16 protein-coding genes are annotated in these 16,559 nt (G+C 69.4%); 8 read left to right on the top strand and 8 right to left on the bottom strand.

What is annotated here, in order from left to right; translation table 11 throughout:
* The first annotated feature begins 68 nt into the window (after nucleotides 1–68).
* Nucleotides 69–626 (top strand): J domain-containing protein, encoded by a 558-nt coding sequence (locus tag QOL69_RS01385; protein WP_283401746.1) that lies wholly within the window; start codon nucleotides 69–71, stop codon nucleotides 624–626.
* A 59-nt stretch (nucleotides 627–685) separates the two neighbouring features.
* Here QOL69_RS01385 and QOL69_RS01380 read toward each other — a convergent pair whose 3' ends face one another.
* On the bottom strand, nucleotides 686–1,372 hold the full coding sequence (locus tag QOL69_RS01380) for a molybdenum cofactor guanylyltransferase (RefSeq protein WP_283401745.1): 687 nt from the start codon (nucleotides 1,370–1,372) through the stop codon (nucleotides 686–688).
* Between the two features lie 150 nt (nucleotides 1,373–1,522).
* Here QOL69_RS01380 and pdxS point away from each other — a divergent pair, with 150 nt between their 5' ends.
* The 3 genes from pdxS (at nucleotide 1,523) to QOL69_RS01365 (ending at nucleotide 3,014) form a co-directional block, all read left to right on the top strand.
* Nucleotides 1,523–2,431, top strand: a complete 909-nt coding sequence (pdxS, locus tag QOL69_RS01375) for a pyridoxal 5'-phosphate synthase lyase subunit PdxS (protein WP_283401744.1) — start codon at nucleotides 1,523–1,525, stop codon at nucleotides 2,429–2,431.
* A 61-nt stretch (nucleotides 2,432–2,492) separates the two neighbouring features.
* Entirely contained in the window at nucleotides 2,493–2,690 is a 198-nt protein-coding gene (locus tag QOL69_RS01370; RefSeq protein ID WP_283401743.1) for a hypothetical protein, read from the top strand.
* A gap of 9 nt (nucleotides 2,691–2,699) precedes the next feature.
* Nucleotides 2,700–3,014: a hypothetical protein gene (locus QOL69_RS01365; protein WP_283401742.1), complete on the top strand. Its 315-nt coding sequence runs from the start codon at nucleotides 2,700–2,702 to the stop codon at nucleotides 3,012–3,014.
* A gap of 112 nt (nucleotides 3,015–3,126) precedes the next feature.
* On the opposite strand, the gene QOL69_RS01360 is transcribed toward QOL69_RS01365, so the two are convergent.
* From QOL69_RS01360 to QOL69_RS01345, 4 genes are all read right to left on the bottom strand, one after another.
* Nucleotides 3,127–4,152: a hypothetical protein gene (locus tag QOL69_RS01360; RefSeq protein ID WP_283401741.1), complete on the bottom strand. Its 1,026-nt coding sequence runs from the start codon at nucleotides 4,150–4,152 to the stop codon at nucleotides 3,127–3,129.
* Between the two features lie 245 nt (nucleotides 4,153–4,397).
* A complete protein-coding gene (locus QOL69_RS01355; RefSeq protein ID WP_283401740.1) occupies nucleotides 4,398–5,579 on the bottom strand; it encodes an ABC transporter permease in 1,182 nt (393 codons plus the stop codon).
* On the bottom strand, nucleotides 5,576–6,337 hold the full coding sequence (locus tag QOL69_RS01350) for an ABC transporter ATP-binding protein (protein WP_283404196.1): 762 nt from the start codon (nucleotides 6,335–6,337) through the stop codon (nucleotides 5,576–5,578). The genes QOL69_RS01355 and QOL69_RS01350 overlap by 4 nt, the downstream gene beginning before the upstream one ends.
* Nucleotides 6,338–6,390: 53 nt before the next feature.
* Nucleotides 6,391–7,857 carry a CARDB domain-containing protein gene (locus tag QOL69_RS01345; RefSeq protein ID WP_283404195.1) on the bottom strand — a complete coding sequence of 489 codons (1,467 nt, stop codon included), beginning with the start codon at nucleotides 7,855–7,857 and terminating at the stop codon, nucleotides 6,391–6,393.
* A gap of 166 nt (nucleotides 7,858–8,023) precedes the next feature.
* On the opposite strand from QOL69_RS01345, the gene psmA reads away from it, so the two are divergent.
* Nucleotides 8,024–8,842: an archaeal proteasome endopeptidase complex subunit alpha gene (gene psmA, locus QOL69_RS01340; protein ID WP_283401739.1), complete on the top strand. Its 819-nt coding sequence runs from the start codon at nucleotides 8,024–8,026 to the stop codon at nucleotides 8,840–8,842.
* 115 nt (nucleotides 8,843–8,957) lie between these two features.
* Nucleotides 8,958–9,896, top strand: a complete 939-nt coding sequence (locus QOL69_RS01335; RefSeq protein ID WP_048077681.1) for an acetamidase/formamidase family protein — start codon at nucleotides 8,958–8,960, stop codon at nucleotides 9,894–9,896.
* A 47-nt stretch (nucleotides 9,897–9,943) separates the two neighbouring features.
* Here the strand turns inward: QOL69_RS01335 and QOL69_RS01330 are convergent, their stop codons facing one another.
* Complete coding sequence (locus QOL69_RS01330; protein ID WP_283401738.1) at nucleotides 9,944–12,052, bottom strand: ATP-binding protein; 2,109 nt, start codon at nucleotides 12,050–12,052, stop codon at nucleotides 9,944–9,946.
* 126 nt (nucleotides 12,053–12,178) lie between these two features.
* Here QOL69_RS01330 and QOL69_RS01325 point away from each other — a divergent pair, with 126 nt between their 5' ends.
* Nucleotides 12,179–12,559 carry a DUF5518 domain-containing protein gene (locus QOL69_RS01325; protein ID WP_048077646.1) on the top strand — a complete coding sequence of 127 codons (381 nt, stop codon included), beginning with the start codon at nucleotides 12,179–12,181 and terminating at the stop codon, nucleotides 12,557–12,559.
* A 391-nt stretch (nucleotides 12,560–12,950) separates the two neighbouring features.
* Here the strand turns inward: QOL69_RS01325 and QOL69_RS01320 are convergent, their stop codons facing one another.
* Both QOL69_RS01320 and QOL69_RS01315 read right to left on the bottom strand, forming a co-directional pair.
* A complete protein-coding gene (locus tag QOL69_RS01320; RefSeq protein WP_283401737.1) occupies nucleotides 12,951–14,579 on the bottom strand; it encodes a tryptophan--tRNA ligase in 1,629 nt (542 codons plus the stop codon).
* A gap of 94 nt (nucleotides 14,580–14,673) precedes the next feature.
* Complete coding sequence (locus tag QOL69_RS01315; RefSeq protein ID WP_283401736.1) at nucleotides 14,674–15,459, bottom strand: TOBE domain-containing protein; 786 nt, start codon at nucleotides 15,457–15,459, stop codon at nucleotides 14,674–14,676.
* 104 nt (nucleotides 15,460–15,563) lie between these two features.
* Here QOL69_RS01315 and QOL69_RS01310 point away from each other — a divergent pair, with 104 nt between their 5' ends.
* Nucleotides 15,564–16,544, top strand: coding sequence for an ABC transporter substrate-binding protein (locus tag QOL69_RS01310; RefSeq protein ID WP_283401735.1), 981 nt, complete (start codon nucleotides 15,564–15,566; stop codon nucleotides 16,542–16,544).
* Nucleotides 16,545–16,559: the final 15 nt, after the last annotated feature.

Raw genomic sequence — 16,559 nt, 5'->3', positions numbered from 1 at the left:
AGGCGACGCTGGAGCGCAGGAGCGTCCGTCGGCGAGAGCCTTACGGTCCTGCGACAACGAGTACGGCCGTGACGAACCGAACGATCGTCGTGGGGCTCGCCGGGACGTTCGTCGGGATGACGGCGCTCCTCGTGATCGGCGGGATCGTGCTCCACCCGATCGCGTTAGCGCTCGCGGTGCCGTTCGGTGCCGTCTCCTACTTCCTCTGGTACCACGCCAGCGGACGCCTCCACGACCAAGCCCGGCGGTCCGCCGAGCGGGCGGGACCGACGGAGCGGGAGCGCGCCAGACAGCGCGCCCGCGCCGAGGCCAACCGGGAGCGCGCGTACCGCGCCGCCGGCGCTGCCGACGGCGGTCGCGGCCCGGGTGCGGGGCGGCGCGGCGCTCGCGGACCGGGCGGCCCCGGCGCGTCCGGGGCGGGAGACCCCCGCGACCGCGCGCCGTCGACCGACCGGATGACCGAGCGCGAGGCGTACGAGACGCTCGGTCTCGACCGCACGGCCGACGACGAGGCGGTGCGCCGGACGTACCGCGAGCACGCGAAGCGGCTCCACCCGGACGGCGAGGACGGCGACGAGGAGGAGTTCAAACGGCTCAACGAGGCGTACGAGACGCTGACCGACTGACGCCGCGGTCGCGGGAGCCTCCCTTTTCGAGTCAGCCCGCGTCGACCGCGGCTGTCGACTCAGCCCGCGTCGACCGCGGCGGCGACCGCCCGCTCCGCCTCGTCGAGTTCGGACCGCGTGTTGACGTTCGTGAAGGTCCGCTCGGTCGTCAGCGAGCGGATCGTCTCGTCGTCGACGACGACCGCGTCCAGTCGGTCCACCAGCGCGAGCACCTTCCGGTCGCCGCGGTCGAGCGCGCGGTCGCAGGCCTCCGCGGCCGGCTCCGTCGCGTACACCGCCTGCGTCGTCTGATACCAGCGGTCGTCGAGCCGCGGGACCGCTGCCTCGGCCCCCGAATCAGCGGTCATCTCGCGCATCGCTGCGAGGAAGGCAGGGTCGACGAACGGCATGTCGCAGGCGACGACGGCGGCGTACGGGTCGGTCGCAACCCGGCAGGCGTTGCGGATCCCCGCCAGCGGCCCGCGGTCCGGCTCGTCGTCCATCGCCCAGCGGACGGGGAGCGATATCCCCGACAGCGCCTCGGCGATCGCCTCGCGCTGGTCGGGGCGGCAGTTGACGACGAGTTCGTCGACGACGGGGTCGCCGCCGCTGGCGCGGTCGGCTCCGGGCGGGACGGGGTCGTCGGTCCCCGCGAGCCGGTCGGCCACCCGGCGGACCATCGGCACGCCGCCGATCGGCGCGACGGCCTTGTCCGCGTCGCCGAAGCGCGTCGAGCGCCCGCCGGCGAGGATCGCTCCGGTAGTCATGGTCGCCACTCGGACGGGCGGGGACTTCGCCGTTGCGGTGGTTCCGAGCGGGCGGGGACCCGCCGAACGGGTTCGGGCGCGAGCGGCGCTCTGGGCGGTCCATCCCCCCGAAAGCGACCCGTTAAGTGGCCGGCGACCCAATCGATATTCATGCCAGAGGCCACGGACTTAGAGGAGCTGAAGCGCGGGACCGAGCTGGTCAAGCGCGGCTTCGCGCAGATGCAGAAGGGCGGCGTCATCATGGACGTCGTCAACCGCGAACAGGCCCGGATCGCGGAGGACGCGGGCGCGGTCGCCGTGATGGTGCTCGAACACGTCCCGGCGGACATCCGCAAGCGCGGCGGCGTCGCGCGGATGCCCGACCCCGAGCGCGTCCCCGAGATCATCGACGAGGTCTCGATCCCGGTGATGGGCAAGTCCCGCATCGGCCACCGCAAGGAGGCGGAGATCTTGGAGGCGCTCGGCGTCGACATGATCGACGAGTCCGAGGTGCTCACGCCCGCGGACGACGAGTACCACACCGACAAGCGCGACTTCACCTCGCCGTTCGTCTGCGGGGCCCGGAACCTCCCCGAGGCGCTCCGCCGGGTCCACGAGGGCGCGGCGATGATCCGGACGAAGGGCGAGGCCGGCACGGGCGACGTGAACCAGGCCGTCAAACACCAGCGCACCATCAAAAAGCAGATCCGGACGCTCACGGGCCTCAACTACGAGGAGCGCGAGAAGTGGGCCCGCGAACACGGCGCGCCCCGCGATCTGGTCCACGAGACCGCCGAGGCCGAGCGGCTCCCGGTCGTCAACTTCGCGGCCGGCGGCATCGCGACGCCCGCCGACGCCGCGCTGATGATGTACCACGGCTGCGACGGCATCTTCGTCGGCTCCGGCATCTTCGGCGCGGAGGACCCCGCGGCGATGGGCAACGCCATCGTCGAGGCCGTCAACAACTGGGACGACCCCGAGGAGCTCGCCCGGATCGCCAGCGGCACCGGCAAGGGGATGAAAGGCCAGTCCAACGAGGACATGAAAGAGGAAGAGCAGCTTCAGGGCCGCGGCGTCTGAGCGGTCGCTCGATCCCACACTCGGCACAAGACGTTTTTCGCTGGGCGTCGCACCGCTCGATATGAGCCCTCCCGGCGGTTCTCCCGACAACGAACGACTCGACAGCGACAGTCCCGATAGCGGTCGGCTCCGACGACACCTCGTCGGCAACCGCCGTCCGCGCCGGGCCCTCTTGTTGTCGGTCGCCGTGCTCCTCGCGGCCGTGTCGGTCGCGTTTCTCGCGGGCGCGAGCGTCGGACTCTACGTCTTCTTCGGCTGACTCGTGATCGTGCCCGCTATCGCCGTCGCCGGCGGCCTCGTCGGTGCGGGGCTCGCGCCGACGACCGGCTCGCTCGGGCTGATCGCCGTCTGGGGGTACGTCTTCCCGCCGCTGGTCGGTTACCTCACCGGCGAGTGGGCGGTCGGATCCCGATACAGCTACCCGCGGATGCTTGGCTTCGCGCACGGGTCGGCCCGCGCCGAGCTGATGGGCGGGTTGGAGTCGGTCGTCGAGTTCGCCCTGCCGCTCGCGGTCGTCCTCGGAACCGTCGGCTACGGGGTCGGAACAACGGTTCGATGGGGAGCGCGTCGCGTGTCCGCGTGACTGGCGACGAAGCGACATCCGCTCAACACAGATGACTCACCTGTCACTCCGAACCTTAGTTGCCAGTTATTCGTCAGATCACTTCACGAAAAAAACGAGTCAGTCTTGACAATTAATGATCGTTATCAGGCGGATCATCAACGATGTCGAATGATTCCGTCTCCACCGTCTCATCAGCGTCTCCTTCAATAGTCATATCGTATGAAACATCTCTGAGCGGGTCTCCGATGTTGAGATTTATTCCACTGAGTTGGACACCTACCGAAGCGTAGTTAGTGCCGGAATCTGGCACTAGTTTCATGGAAATTGTCCAATCATCAATTGCTAAATTCTCAAGAGTTGCGCCCCAGACCATAGGTTCATCAGAATTACGACTTTTGCTCAGTGGCTCAATGGTGAACCCTTCTATTGTTCCGTACTCTTCAAGTAACGATATATCAATCTCGATTACTACCTCGTCAGCTTCTGGAGTCAGCCACTCAACGTAGAGATCCTGTTGGGTCTCACGATAGGTGTTAATTGAATTCGGACACAGTGTTGGTGGGAGTAACTGAGGGTTAACGAGTGTGAACTCCCCGTCTAATGAAAGCGCGAAACCACACTTACTCCCGCTTTTACCACCGTGGAAACTGCCTTGGCGGAACTCCACATGGTCATCGGGGGATTGAACGTCGTATTGGACTTCAGTCACTGCTTCGACATCTGTGAACTGGTATCCTGTCAACTTCAATGCGATCGGGTCCGCATCGGACGCATCCTCCGACGTACGAATCACGAGGTCAATAATCCCGTCAGTGATATCCAAAGTATCGACGTTGTTGTTGTAAGCCTCTGTAGATCCGTATCTCCCTTGTGTGGTTTCGACAGAGAGATCTTCTGTGTTTACTCCATACTGCTCTAACGGGGTAACGTCTATTCTGACGGTATGCTCCTGATTTTCCTCAGGTAATTGGCTTCCTGCCAGGTCGAATATCTCAATAACTTGTTCGGTATCGAAGCCGACTCTAATGTTGTCTGCAGTGACGGGCATACTCACCCGCGGCTCGTCCTGAGATTCTCCCTCTGAGAGATCCATACAGCCAGAACCGGCAGCAATGAGAGAGAGGGATCCGACAGCGATGAGATCTCGGCGTTTCACACGGAAGCGGTGTCAATGGGTGCGTATATGTTTTCTGTGAATATCTAGCTCAATGGTATCAGTTGGCTCGTACTCGAATTGGTGGGATTCTAACCGGTCGACTCGCACGCCTTAGCGACGTCCATTTCGTTCAATCTCGCGTCCAAATGAGAAGCGTTCGACGGGAGGCCCTGTCACCCGATCTCGGCTCGGATCTCCCGGGTTCGGCGAACGATCCGGAACGGGCTCCCAGTCGTCTCCTCGAATCAGCTCCGAAGCGCCTCGACCGGGCGCTCGTTGGCCGCCTTCCACGCGGGATACGCGCCGCTGACGATCCCGACGCCGACGCCGAAGCCGAGCGCCAGAAGGAGGTAGTAGCCGTTCGTCGGGTCGAGCACGAGGGCGGCGTCGACGGCGGGCGTCGCGAGGACGAGGCCGGCGACGAGCAGGACGGTGAGCAGCGTGCCGGCCGCGGCTCCGACCGCGCCGATCAGTCCGGCCTCGGCGAGGAGGACGCGCAACACGTCGCGGCGGGCGATGCCGACCGCGCGCATCACCCCGATCTCCTGTCTGCGCTCGACGGTGCTCATCAACATCACGTTGAGGATGGAAACGCCGGCGACGACGAGCGAGATGGCACCGAGGCCGAGCAGGAACGTCGAGAGCAGGCCGAAGAACTCGTTGATCTCGTCGACGAGGGCCGCCAGTTCGAACAGCTCTACCCGGTCTTCGCGCGCGTTCACCTCCTCGCGGATGGCGTCCGCGGCGGCGTTGGCCTGTGCGCCCGAGTCGGCGATCACGAGCGCCTGCGCGTAGCCGTCGGCCGAGAACGCGGACTCGGGGAGGAAGACGGCGTCGTCGGGCGCGACCGGGCTGAACGTCTGGCTCTCGACCAGCACCGCGATCACGCGCACCTGCGAGCCGGCGATTTCGACGGTGTCGCCCGCGCCGGCCCCGAGGTCCGCGGCGACCCCCGCGCCGAGGATCGCCCCCTGTCGGTGGCGCTCGGGCAACCTCCCCTCCGCGGCCTCGTACGCGAGCGCCGGCTCCTCGACCCCGTACACCGTCGCGAACGTCTGGTCGCCCTGCCGCGCGACGGTGGCGCTGTCGGAGTACAGCGGGACGACCGCCGCCCCGCCGCCCGCGGCCCCGTCGACCGCGCGCCGGATCGACGCGACGTCCGCGTTCGACAGCGACTCGACGCCGGCGTCGGCGTTCGGCGAGACCACGACCTGCGTCCCGATGTCGCCGATGGCGTCGTCGGCCCCGAGCGCCAGCACGTTCCCGAAGATGCCGAGCGCCGCGACCGCGAGGACGCCGATACAGACGCCCAACACGGCCAGCACGGTCCGCACCCGGTTCCGGCGGAGGTTCCGCGACGCCATCGACACCGCGGGTCCCCACCCGCGGAGCCAGCCCGAGAGACCGTCGGCGCTCCGGTCGCTCATCGCTCACCTCGGGCGACGGGGGAGTCGTCGGGCAGCCCGCCGGTCATCACCCCGTCGGTGAGATCGACGACGCGGTCGGCGTACTCCTCGACGAGCGGGTCGTGCGTGACGGCGACGACGGCGACGCCCTCCCGTTTCACACGCTCGAACTCGGCGAGGATCGACTCGCCGGTCTCCGTGTCGAGGTTCCCCGTCGGCTCGTCCGCGAGCAACACCGACGGCTCGTTGATGAGCGCGCGGGCGATGGCGACGCGCTGCTTCTGGCCGCCGGAGAGCTCGCTCGGCTCGTGGTCGAGCCGGTCCCCGAGCCCGAACCGCGAGAGGAGGTCCGCGGCCCGGTCGCTCGCATCGCCGGGGTCGAACGCGGTCGGCATCGCGACGTTCTCGACGGCGGTCAGGGTCGGCAACAGGTGGAAGTCCTGGAAGACGAACCCGATCGACTCCTTCCGCGCCCGGGTGCGCTCGGCCGCCGAGAGGTTCGTCACGTCGGTGCCGTCGAGCAGGCGGCGGCCCGCGGTGGGGTCGTCGAGCAGCCCGAGGACGTTCAACAGCGTCGACTTCCCGGACCCGCTGGGACCGACCACCGCGACGAACTCGCCGGGGCGGACCGCGAAGTCGACGTCGTCGAGCGCGACGACCGGCTCGCCGCCGCCGCTCGGGTAGCGCTTGACGACGCCGCGAAGCGCGACACCGTAGTCGTCGACCGCGTCGCCGTCTACCGCCGCGTCGTCGTCGACCGCGTCGCCGTCTACCGCCACGTCGCCGTCGGCCGCCGCGTCGGCGGCCCCGGCGTCGTCCGCGGCGTTCTCGCTCACGGTGCCGACCCGTCGCGTCCGTCGCGTCGCCGACCCCTCGACCCGCCGACGCGCCCGCTCCTGACCGCGAAGCCGACCGCGCCGGCGAGACCGACGAGCGCGAGCGCGCTCGCGAGCGTGCCCGCCGACCCGACTCCGCCGACGCCGATCCGGCCGAGCGTCCCGCCGCCGTCGCTCTCGTCGTCCGGTTCGGGGGCCGCCACCGTCAGCGTCTCCGTGTACCGGACGCCGCGCTCGGTGTAGGCGACGCGGATCGGGATCTCCTCCGCCACGGAGGCGTTCGTCGTCGTTTCGAGTTCGAAGCCGACGAAGTCGCTGCCCGAGAGCGACCCGACGAAGTACTCGCCGCCGGCGGGGGTCGGCTCGACGCCGGGCGCGTCGCCGACGGAGACGACCGCGCCTGTCATCTCCCCGTCGCCGACGTTTCCGAGGTTGGCGTCGATGACGACCGCGCCGTCCGCGCCCTCGCGGACCGTCGCGTCGGTCACGGTCGGCGTCGCCTCGCGGACCGGATACGTCACCGTCGACTCCGCGGTGCGGTCCGCCCCGCGGTCGTCGCGCGCGTCCGTGTCGGCCCGGAACGCCGCGGAGACCGTCACCGCCGAGCGGCGGTCGAGCGGCCCGAGGTCGACGATCACCCGGCGCTCCTCGCCGGGAGCCACGTCCTCGACGACGAACGGGCCGACGGAGACCGTCTCTTCGGCGCTCACGTCGTCGCCCGCGTCCCCGCCGTCGTCAGCCGCCTCGCCGTCGCCGCTCTCGACCGCGGTCCCGACGGCCCGGAGGCTGACGCGGTCGGCCGTCGTCGTGCCGGTGTTGACGACGGTCACCTCGACGGGCGAGTCGGCGACCGGCGGCGACTCCTCGCTCTGTGCCCCGTCGTTGGCGTCGAGTCCGCCACCGCCCCCGAAGATGCCCTGAATGCCGCCGACACCGAGGTCGGCTGTCGGGCTCTCGCTGCCGTCGTCGCTCTGGAGGTCCTCGGGGTCGAGCGCGCGGGTCCGCAGGTCGAGCGACACCTCCGTCGGCCGCACCTCGATCACCGTGTCGCGGCTAACGGTGACGAACTCGCCGGTCGTCGACTGGTTCGCGACGGCCTCGACGGTGAGCCGCTTCTCGCCCGGCTCCTCGAACGTCGTCCACAGCGTCGCGTCGAGCGAGTCGCCCGCCGAGAGCGCGCCGACGCCGCTGGCGCTGTCGAGCACGTCGCCGTCGGCGTCGCGGACGCGGACTTCGGTCACGTTCGCCGCCGCGTCGCTGCCGCCGGAGTTCGAGACGGTGACGTTCAGCGCCGTCCGCTCGCCGACGGCCGGATCGCTCGGGGTGACCCCGACCGCCCCGACGGTGATCCGCGCGTCCGGTACCGCCGCCGCCCCGCCGACCGCGAACGCCCCGCCGACGGCCGACAGAATCGTCAGCGCGGCCAGCAGCGCGGCTGAAGTTCGTGTGTGCGTCAATGTCAGACTATCTAAGCGACCTGCGTGGATATATCCGTCGGCGGCCGAACCCTACGCTGGCCCCGCGGTTCCGGTCGGGACCGAGACGTACCGGTTACGGACCCTTTTTCAACGGCGCGACGCAAGGGAAGGTAATGAGCGAGCGTGACACCGCGCGAGCGGGTGATCGGCGATGATGGGCGGTAACGATCAGCAGGCGTACGACCGCGGTACGTCGCTGTTCTCGCCGGACGGCCGGATCTATCAGGTGGAGTACGCCCGCGAGGCGGTCTCTCGGGGCGCGCCGAGCGTCGGCGTCCGGACGACGGACGGCGTCGTCTTCGTCGCGATGTCCCGGCCCTCCTCGTCGCTGATGGAGGCGGAGAGCATCGAGAAGCTCCACAAGCTCGACGACCACCTCGGCACCGCGAGCGCGGGCCACGTCGCCGACGCCCGACAGCTGATTGACCTCGCGCGCCGCCAGTCGCAGGGGAACCGCCTGCGCTACGGCGAGCCGGTCGGCGTCGAGACGCTGACGAAGTTCGTCACCGACCACATCCAAGAGAACACCCAACGCGGCGGCACGCGGCCGTACGGCGCGGCCCTCCTCATCGGCGGCATCGACGACGGCGAGCCGCGCCTGTTCGCGGCCGACCCCTCGGGGACGCCCAACGAGTGGAAGGCGACCGTCATCGGCGGCGGCCGACAGGACATCCAGGGCCACCTCGAAGACGAGTGGCGCGACGACCTCTCCTTGGAGGACGGCATCGAACTCGCCGTCGCGGCGCTGGCCGCCCACGACGACGACTTCGAGCCGTCGGACCTCGCCGTCGCGACCGTGACGGAGGCCGACGGCTTCCGCACGGTCCCGGTCGACGAGATCGAGACCGCCTTCGAGGCCGCCGGACTCGGCGGTGACGACGAGGACGACGAAGGGACCGAGGCAGACGCCGAAAGCGACGCGGATGCGGGCGACGCGGACGAGGAAGACGCGGACGGGAGCGACGAGTAACGCCCTCACGGTCGCGAAGCGCTTCGTCGTCGCGGCATACCCCGTCGGCGCGACGCTCCGCTCGCGTCGAGTTCGCCGCCCGGATTTTTTACTGTGCGGCGCGGATCCCGAACCGATGTCACGAGAAGTCGTCTCACACCGCGACGGCCACGTCTACGAGTTCGCCCCCGAAATGGACCCAGTCTACGAGGCCGCCGACGGCGAGTCGCTGACGGTCGAGACGGTGGACAGCCTGAACGGGGCGATCCAGACCGACGACGACCTCCTCGACGCGATCCCGGAGGAGGTCAACGCGGCGACCGGGCCGATCGCGGTGGCGGGCGCGAGTCCGGGCGACCTCCTCGCGGTCGACATCGAGGCCGTGCGCGTCGCGGAGGACCGCGGTCGAGTGCTTACGGCACCCGGATTCGGCCTGCTTCGGGACGACCCGGAGATCGACCATCCCGCGACGCGGATCACCGAGGTCGACCGCGACGGCGCGGCAGCCGCCGGAAGCGATGACGGCGGACGGATCGAGTTCGAGGGGATCGACGTGCCGATCGAGCCGGTGATCGGAACGATCGGCGTCGCGACGGGCGGGGAGACGGTCTCGACGCTCACGCCCGACGACCACGGCGGGAACCTCGACACGACCGACGTGACCGGCGGGACGACGGTCTACTTCCCCGTCTTTCAGGAGGGCGCAATGCTAGCGATGGGGGACGCGAAGGCCGCGATGGCCGACGGCGAGATGTGCGGGACCGGCGCGGAGATCGCGGTCGAGGTCGACGCGACGCTCTCCGTGATCGAGGACCCGCCCGTCTCGCTGGACCGGCCGGTCGTCGACACCGGCGACGCCGTGAAGACCCTCGCCAGCGCCGAGACGGTGGAAGAGGCCGTCGAACTGGCGAACGGCGACATGCTGGATCTGCTGGCGCACCACCACGGCTTCTCGCGCACCGACGCGTACCTCTTTTCGAGCCTCGTCGGCGGACTGGAGATCAGTCAGGTGGTCGATCCGCAGGTGACGGCGCGGAACGCGGTCCCGAGCGAGTACCTCTCGCTGCCGTTCTGACCCCGGAAGGGTCTCGCCGCCGCCGACCGCTCGCCGGAGCGGGCGTCTCAGCGTTCCGACCGCTCGGCGAACCGCCGCGCGGCGTCGCTCAACTCAGAGTCGCGGGCCGCCTCGGCCTCGTCCGAGCCGACCGCCCCGTCCGAGCCGACCGCCCCGTCCGATGCGGCGCGCCCACTGTCCGATATCGGGTCGCCGTCGGCCGCAACCGCGTCGCCGTCGTCGGTAGTCATTTCGCCGGCCGCAATCGCGTCCTCGTTCTCGGGGACGGTCGGCCCATCGGAGGCGCTCTCACAGGACGGACGGGTCGCCTCCGCAGAGTCCGGGCTGGTGACGTCGGACGGGTCGGCGTCCGGCGGGTAGCTCAGCTCGGCGGGCGGGACGAAGACGCGCTCGACGGCGCGGACGATCTCGTCGACCTGCGTCTCGTCGAGCCGGTCGGCGTACGCCTCGCGGACGAGCTCCGGGACCGCGTAGGCGTAGTGGCCGCGGCCGGCGTGGCGGATGAGTCCCGCGCGTCGGATCGGTCGGTGACGGCTGTAGGCGTGTCCGGAGTCGCCGTCGCCGCCGGCGTCGATGTGGGCGGCCACGGGGTCGCTCGCGCCCTCCCGCCGGTAGTGACGGAGCATCCCCCGGGAGAGCTCCGGGAGCGACTCGATCCGCGAGCGGAGCTCCTCGATGACGGCCTCGCGGGTGCCGAGTTCGATCGCGTCGTCGAACCGGAGCGCGCTCTCGGCCACGTCGTCGCGGGTAACGGGGTCGACGTCGTCCGGCGGACCCGACTCACCCTCGACCGCCGGGTCGACGGCCCCGGAATCGGTGGCCGCGGGGCCGGAGTCGCCGTCGTCCGGGACCGACTCTCCGTCGTCCGCCGCGGCGTCCGCGATCTCCGCGGTCTCTGCGTTTGCTTCGGTCTCCGCGTCCGCTTCGACCTCCGCGTCGACCTCGGTCTCACCGTCCGCCTCGGTCGCGGCGACCGCCTCGTCGTACGACTTGAGCACGGACTGGTCGACGCCCCCGTCGGCCTCGTTTTCGCCGGCGGCGGTAGTTCCGAGGCGGTCGGCTTCGGCGGGGGGCCGCCCGCCGCCGCCGCCCCGGTAGGGGGCTTCGGCTTTCCCGAGCAGGGCCTGCGCGAACTGGTCGGCCATGTTGCTCAGGTCGCGGGCCTCCTCCAGTTCGCGTTCCAGTTCCTGGATGCGCTGGTCCTTCTTGTCGATCTCCTGACGGAGGTCGGCGAGTTCGGACTCGCGGCGCTCCTGCTCGTCGGAGATGGACTGGAGTTCGCCGACCAAATCGCTTGAGACCGACTTCAGCTCCGGGCGTTCGAAGTCGTCGAGTCCGGGGGTCGCGCCCGCGTCGAACGTCTGCTTGCGGTGGAACTGGATCCGGCGTATCGACTCGTCCCAGTCGGTCATCAGGAACGCCTCGCCGTCGCCGAGGTCCTCGACCGCGCTGGCGTACTTCGAGCCGAGGATGCGGCCGACCACCTTCGTGTCGTTGTCCCACGTGAGGCGGTGCCAGCAGAGCCAATCGCACTGGGTGATGAAGTCCTTTTTCACGTCGGCGGGGCGCTGGCTGATCCCGACGATGCCGAGGCCGTGCTTCCGGCCGCGTTTGCCGACCTTGATCAACATCTTCCCCGTCTCGTCCATCCCGCCGCCCTCGGGGATGTACTCGTGGCACTCCTCGACGACGAGCAGGAACGGCTTTTTCAGTCGCTTCTCCTTCGCGAACAGCTGTTTGACGACTTCTAAGAGTAGCTCGTTCGCGGTGTCTTCTTCGAGGTAGCCGGAGACGTCCAAAATGATCGGGACGTTCTGCTCTAAGGCGAGGTTCGCCAGCTTCTCTGCGTGTTCCGGCGAGACGACGATGTCGCACTCGTCGTCGGCACCGGCGTGGAGGATCTCGTACTCCTCTTTCAGCCCGTAGTACTCCCCGTCCGTGTCGACGATCATCACGGGGAACCCGTTGTCGAGGAGGTTCTCGATGACGACGCTCGCGGTGTTGCTCTTCCCGGAGCCGCTCTTCCCGGTGATAAAGGACCGGCCGGTGAGCACGTCGACGACCGGGAGATCGACCGGCGAGCCCGGTTCCGCCGTCGCGTCGCCGCCGATCCCCTCGCTGACGTCCGCGACGTGGATGGCCTCCTCCTCGCTCATACCCGTGACAGGTACCGCCCGCATCATAAACCATCGGCTCGGCACGGCCAACAGTGTCGCGCGTCGGCTCGTCTCGGTGCGGCGGCGTCCGCAAAGCGTATGCGGCCGCCGAGAGTCCGACCACCTATGGACACCGAGAACACCCTCCTCAACGCGGTTATCGGCGCGGTCGCATCGGTCCTGCTCTCGTTTACGGGTCTCGGACCGCTCCTCGGCGGCGCTGTCGCCGGGTATCTGAGTAGCGACGGGACGGCCGAGAGCGACGACGGCCTTCGGGTCGGCGCGCTCTCCGGCGCGATCGCGTCGATTCCGATCGTCGTCATCTTGCTGCTCGTGCTGGTACTCCTCCCGTTTCTCGGGTTCTTCGCGATCCCGCTCGAAGTCGGTCTCACAATCGGCGTGATCGCCGTCCTCACAGTGATCTCTGTGATAGGCGGCGTCGCCTACTCCGTGGTTTTGGGCGCGCTCGGCGGCCTGCTCGGGGTGTATCTGAAGGAAGAACTGTAGTGTGAGACGGGGCGTGGCGGCGAAGATACCGTCGAGGCCCCAGTCGCTCGGCCGTACGTCGTTGCTTGTAAATCCGCGATCGACACGAGGACTACCGAAGCCCCAGCCGGGAGGCGGGCGCACGCTCGTTGCGGTCCTCGTCGCTCACTTCGTTCGCTCCTGCGGTCCTTACGTCGCCTGCGCCCGCCTCCCGGCTGCCCCTTCGAGTCCCGCCCCGCGACCGCACAGTACAGCCTCATACCTCCCCAGCCTCGTCAGTCGTCCTCCGCTTCGCTCCGGGCGACTGACTCCCTCGCGCGGCGCTCCTCGCGGCCGCCGGTGGCGGCCGCTCGGAGGCGCGCGCCACCGCGGGATAAAACGTCAGTAAGCAGCGCGTTTCGGTCGCGTCGTCTCAGTGCTCTCCGCCGGTGCCGCGCCGGTCGGAGTCCAAATCGATGTCGAGGTCGTCGAGCAGCTCCTCGGCCTCCTCGCGCTTCTCCTGATGGTCTTCGAGGAACTCGCGCATGAGTTCGGCGGCCTGCTCCTTACAGCCGCCACAGAGCCGCTCGCCGTTGACGCACTCGGAGTAGACGGTCTTGGTCAGCTCGTCGTCGTCGCCGGCGAGGAGGTAAGCGTACAGCTCGTAGACGGGGCACTCGTCGGCCTCGCCGCCGAGTTCGCGCTGCTCGTCGGCCGTGTCGCGCCCGCCCGTCGTGGCCGAGCGCACCTTGTCGTAGCCGTCCTCGGGGTCGTCGAGCAGCGAGATGTGACTCGCCGGGATCGACGAGGACATCTTCCCGCCCGTCAGGCCGGTCATGAAGCGGTGGTAGATCGAGGAGGGCTGCCGGAAGCCGAACCCGTCGTGGTCGATCTCGACCTCGCGGGCGACCGACTCGGCCTCGCCGCGGGTGAGGTCGAAGGCGTCGACGTGGCCCTCGAACACGCGTTTTTCGCTCTCCACGGCCTCGATCAGCGCCTCGAACGCCTCGTCGGTGGCGTTGCGGTCGAAGAAGCGAACGCGGGGGCGGAGCGGCTCTTTCCCGCCGGCTTCGAGCTTGTCGAGCGCGGACGCCTTCGCGGCCGCGAGGTCCACGCTCTCGCGGTCGCTCTCGGGCGGCTCGTAGTCGGCGAGCCAGTCGGCGGCGTCCTCGCAGCGCACGTCGGTCTCTGAACTGTCCGCATCGGCGGCGAGCGCGTCGTAGGCGGCCCGCACCAGCCGCCGCTCGTCGTCGTCCAGCTCGAAGGAGGCGAACGCCTCGGTCACCTTGAAGTAGCGCACCCGGGTCGCCAGGTCGCGCGTGAGCCGGACGTGGGGGTCCTGATCGGGACCGACCGGGATCACCGTCGGCTTCGGCTCGTCGACGAGCTGCGGGTAGAGGATGTCCGCGGTCTGGGTGATCACGCTCTGCATGTGCGAGATGTTGGTCTCGCCGTCGAACCCGTAGATGGCCTCGAACTCGGAGAAGTTCGCCTTCGAGCCGAGTTCGAACCCCAGATCCTGTACCGTCCGGTTGTCGGACTGGCGGTAGATCTCTCCCTCTTCCGCGTCGAAGCCGAGCGCGAGGAGGGAGAGGAGGTAGTTGCGGGCGTGTTCGTCGATCTCCGACCACGACATCCCGCGCGCCGAGTGCGCTTCGAGGTCGGCGATGAGCCCGAACGCGTCGCCGCCCTGCTCCTGATGCCAGATGATCTCGTCGAACACGAGCTTGTGGCCGATGTGCGGGTCACCGGTGGGCATGAACCCCGACAGCGCCGCGAACGGCTCGTCGTTCGCCATCGCCTCGGCGACCGCGTCGTACTCGCGGTGCCCGAAGATGACGCCGCGGCGCATCAGGTAGTGCGGGTCGGGCACGTCGTCGCCGACTTCGTCGAACGCCTCGATGCCGAACTCCTCGAAGAGGTCCGCGTAGTCGCCGACCGACGCCGACCCCCACGGGTCGAGCGCGACGTCCTCGGCCGGCTCGTCGGCGCGCTCGGTCCCGCCGTCCGTCCGGGGAGCGCTCGCCGACGGCGGCTCCCCTTCGGGGGTGTTCTCGTTCATACCATCTCTCCCGTCGGTCGACGCAAAAACCGTTCGCTTGCGCGGGAGCGGTTGTCACGGGAGGACCCGTCGACGCGACCGCCCACCGCCGGCGTCACTCCGTCTGCGGAACCAGCCGGGTCGCGGTCGCCTTCCACCGGATCGAGACCGGATCGCCGGGGGCGAGACCGAGCCGCCGGATGCTCTCGGCGGTGATCAGCGCGGCCAGCTCGACGCCGTCGGTCGCCTCGTCGCTGTCGTTGACGACGGCCTCATGGACCGCGATCCGAACCGTCGACACCGTCTCGCCCGGTTCGATAGCTCGAACTCGCCCGGCGAGGCAGTTCCGGGCGCTCGTCGCGTCGGGGTCGACCGCGTTGTCCGCGTCGTTGACCGTGACGGCGTCGGCACCGATCCGAACCTGGACCGCGTCGCCGACCGCCGCCCCGTCGCCCCCGGCGTCCGCACCGCCGCCATGAAATCCCGACAGCTCGCCGACCGCGGTGTCGACGACCCCGATCTCGCCGTCGACGGCGACCACGGTGCCGTCGAGGACCGTCTCCGGGACCGCCGCGGTCGCCGCGAGGACGGCCTGAAGCCGGTCGTAGCGGTCGAGGAGGCGGCGTCCCGGGGCGGCGAGTCGGCTCCCGCCGCCGCCCTCGCCGCCGCGCCGCCGCTCGACGAGGGTCCCGTAGGCCCCCTCCAGCGTCTCGATCCGCGAGAGGGCGCGGGCGCGGGAGCGACCGAGCTCCGAGGCCGCGCCCGCGACCGATCCCGCCGCGTCGACCGCGCGGAGCAGGGCCGCGTCCCGGCCGTCGAACTCGACGCCGTCCTCGATGAGCGCGGCGCGGCCGCGGCCCGCGGCGGCGGCGGCCGGACCGCGGTCGCTCGTCTCGTCCATGTCTCCGCGATTGCCCCGAGGCGTGTTGGCGTTTTCGCCCCGCCGGCGTCCCTCGTCGACCGGCGCACGTAAGCTATATGTGGCGGTGACCCACCGTTGTATCTATGACGATACAACGCCGCGAGTTCGTGGCGGCGCTGAGTGCCGCCGGGATAGTGAGCACGGCCGGCTGCTCGTCGACGAGCGGCGGCGACGGCAACGAAGGGGACGGGACTGCCGGCAACGGGACCAGCGACGGCGGGAGCGCCGGCGGGGCCGCCGGCGTCGCCGGCGAGACGCTGACGCTCACGACGACGACGAGCACCTACGACACCGGACTCCTCGACGCGATCCACACGGACTTCGAGGAGAGGTACGGCGTCGAGGTCGACGCCGTCGCGCAGGGGACCGGCGCGGCCTTGGAGACCGCCCGCAACGGCGACTCGGACGTGGTGATGGTCCACGCCCGCGGGCTCGAAGACGAGTTCCTCCGCAACGGGTACGGCGTCAACCGCCGCGACCTGATGTTCAACGACTTCGTGATCGTCGGTCCCGAGAGCGACCCGGCCGGGATTCGGGGGATGGGTTCGGCGACGGAGGCGCTCACGTCGATCGCCGAGGCGGGGGCCGCGTTCGTCTCGCGCGGCGACAACTCCGGGACGCACACGAAGGAGCTCAACCTCTGGGAGGCGGCGGGGACCGACCCCGGCGGTGACTGGTATCAGGAGACCGGAAGCGGGATGGGCGAGGCGCTGAACATCGCCACCCAACAGGGTGCGTACACGCTCTCGGACCGCGGGACCTTCATCTCGCAGCGCTCCGAGATCGACCTGACGATCCTCGTTCAGGGACCGATCGAGGACGGCCCGGAGATCCTCGCGAACCCGTACGGGGTCATGGCGGTGAACCCCGGCGTTCACGAGGACGCCAACTACGACCTTGCGATGGCGTACATCGGCTGGATCACGAGTCCGGGCGTCCAAGCGTCGATCTCGGAGTACCAGGTGAACGGCGAGCAGCTGTTCTTCCCCAGAGCGGTCTCGGAGAACCCGGACTTCCAGCAGTACGTACCGGAAGGCTGGAGTAGCGACTCCGGCGACGAGTGAGCGTGACCCTCGCGG

Origin of the sequence: Halorubrum sp. DM2, from assembly GCF_901686465.1 — an archaeon.
Classification (GTDB): Archaea; Halobacteriota; Halobacteria; order Halobacteriales; family Haloferacaceae; genus Halorubrum.
This window is presented reverse-complemented; position numbering and strand designations above follow the sequence as displayed.

Coding starts and splice junctions, on each gene's coding strand:
- QOL69_RS01335 (WP_048077681.1), top strand. CDS start 8,958: ATGTCACGAGAAGTCGTCTCACACCGCGACGGCCACGTCTACGAGTTC.
- QOL69_RS01320 (WP_283401737.1), bottom strand. CDS start 14,579: ATGAACGAGAACACCCCCGAAGGGGAGCCGCCGTCGGCGAGCGCTCCC.
- QOL69_RS01325 (WP_048077646.1), top strand. CDS start 12,179: ATGGACACCGAGAACACCCTCCTCAACGCGGTTATCGGCGCGGTCGCA.
- QOL69_RS01315 (WP_283401736.1), bottom strand. CDS start 15,459: ATGGACGAGACGAGCGACCGCGGTCCGGCCGCCGCCGCCGCGGGCCGC.
- QOL69_RS01355 (WP_283401740.1), bottom strand. CDS start 5,579: ATGAGCGACCGGAGCGCCGACGGTCTCTCGGGCTGGCTCCGCGGGTGG.
- QOL69_RS01310 (WP_283401735.1), top strand. CDS start 15,564: ATGACGATACAACGCCGCGAGTTCGTGGCGGCGCTGAGTGCCGCCGGG.
- QOL69_RS01370 (WP_283401743.1), top strand. CDS start 2,493: ATGAGCCCTCCCGGCGGTTCTCCCGACAACGAACGACTCGACAGCGAC.
- psmA (WP_283401739.1), top strand. CDS start 8,024: ATGATGGGCGGTAACGATCAGCAGGCGTACGACCGCGGTACGTCGCTG.
- QOL69_RS01330 (WP_283401738.1), bottom strand. CDS start 12,052: ATGAGCGAGGAGGAGGCCATCCACGTCGCGGACGTCAGCGAGGGGATC.
- QOL69_RS01380 (WP_283401745.1), bottom strand. CDS start 1,372: ATGACTACCGGAGCGATCCTCGCCGGCGGGCGCTCGACGCGCTTCGGC.
- pdxS (WP_283401744.1), top strand. CDS start 1,523: ATGCCAGAGGCCACGGACTTAGAGGAGCTGAAGCGCGGGACCGAGCTG.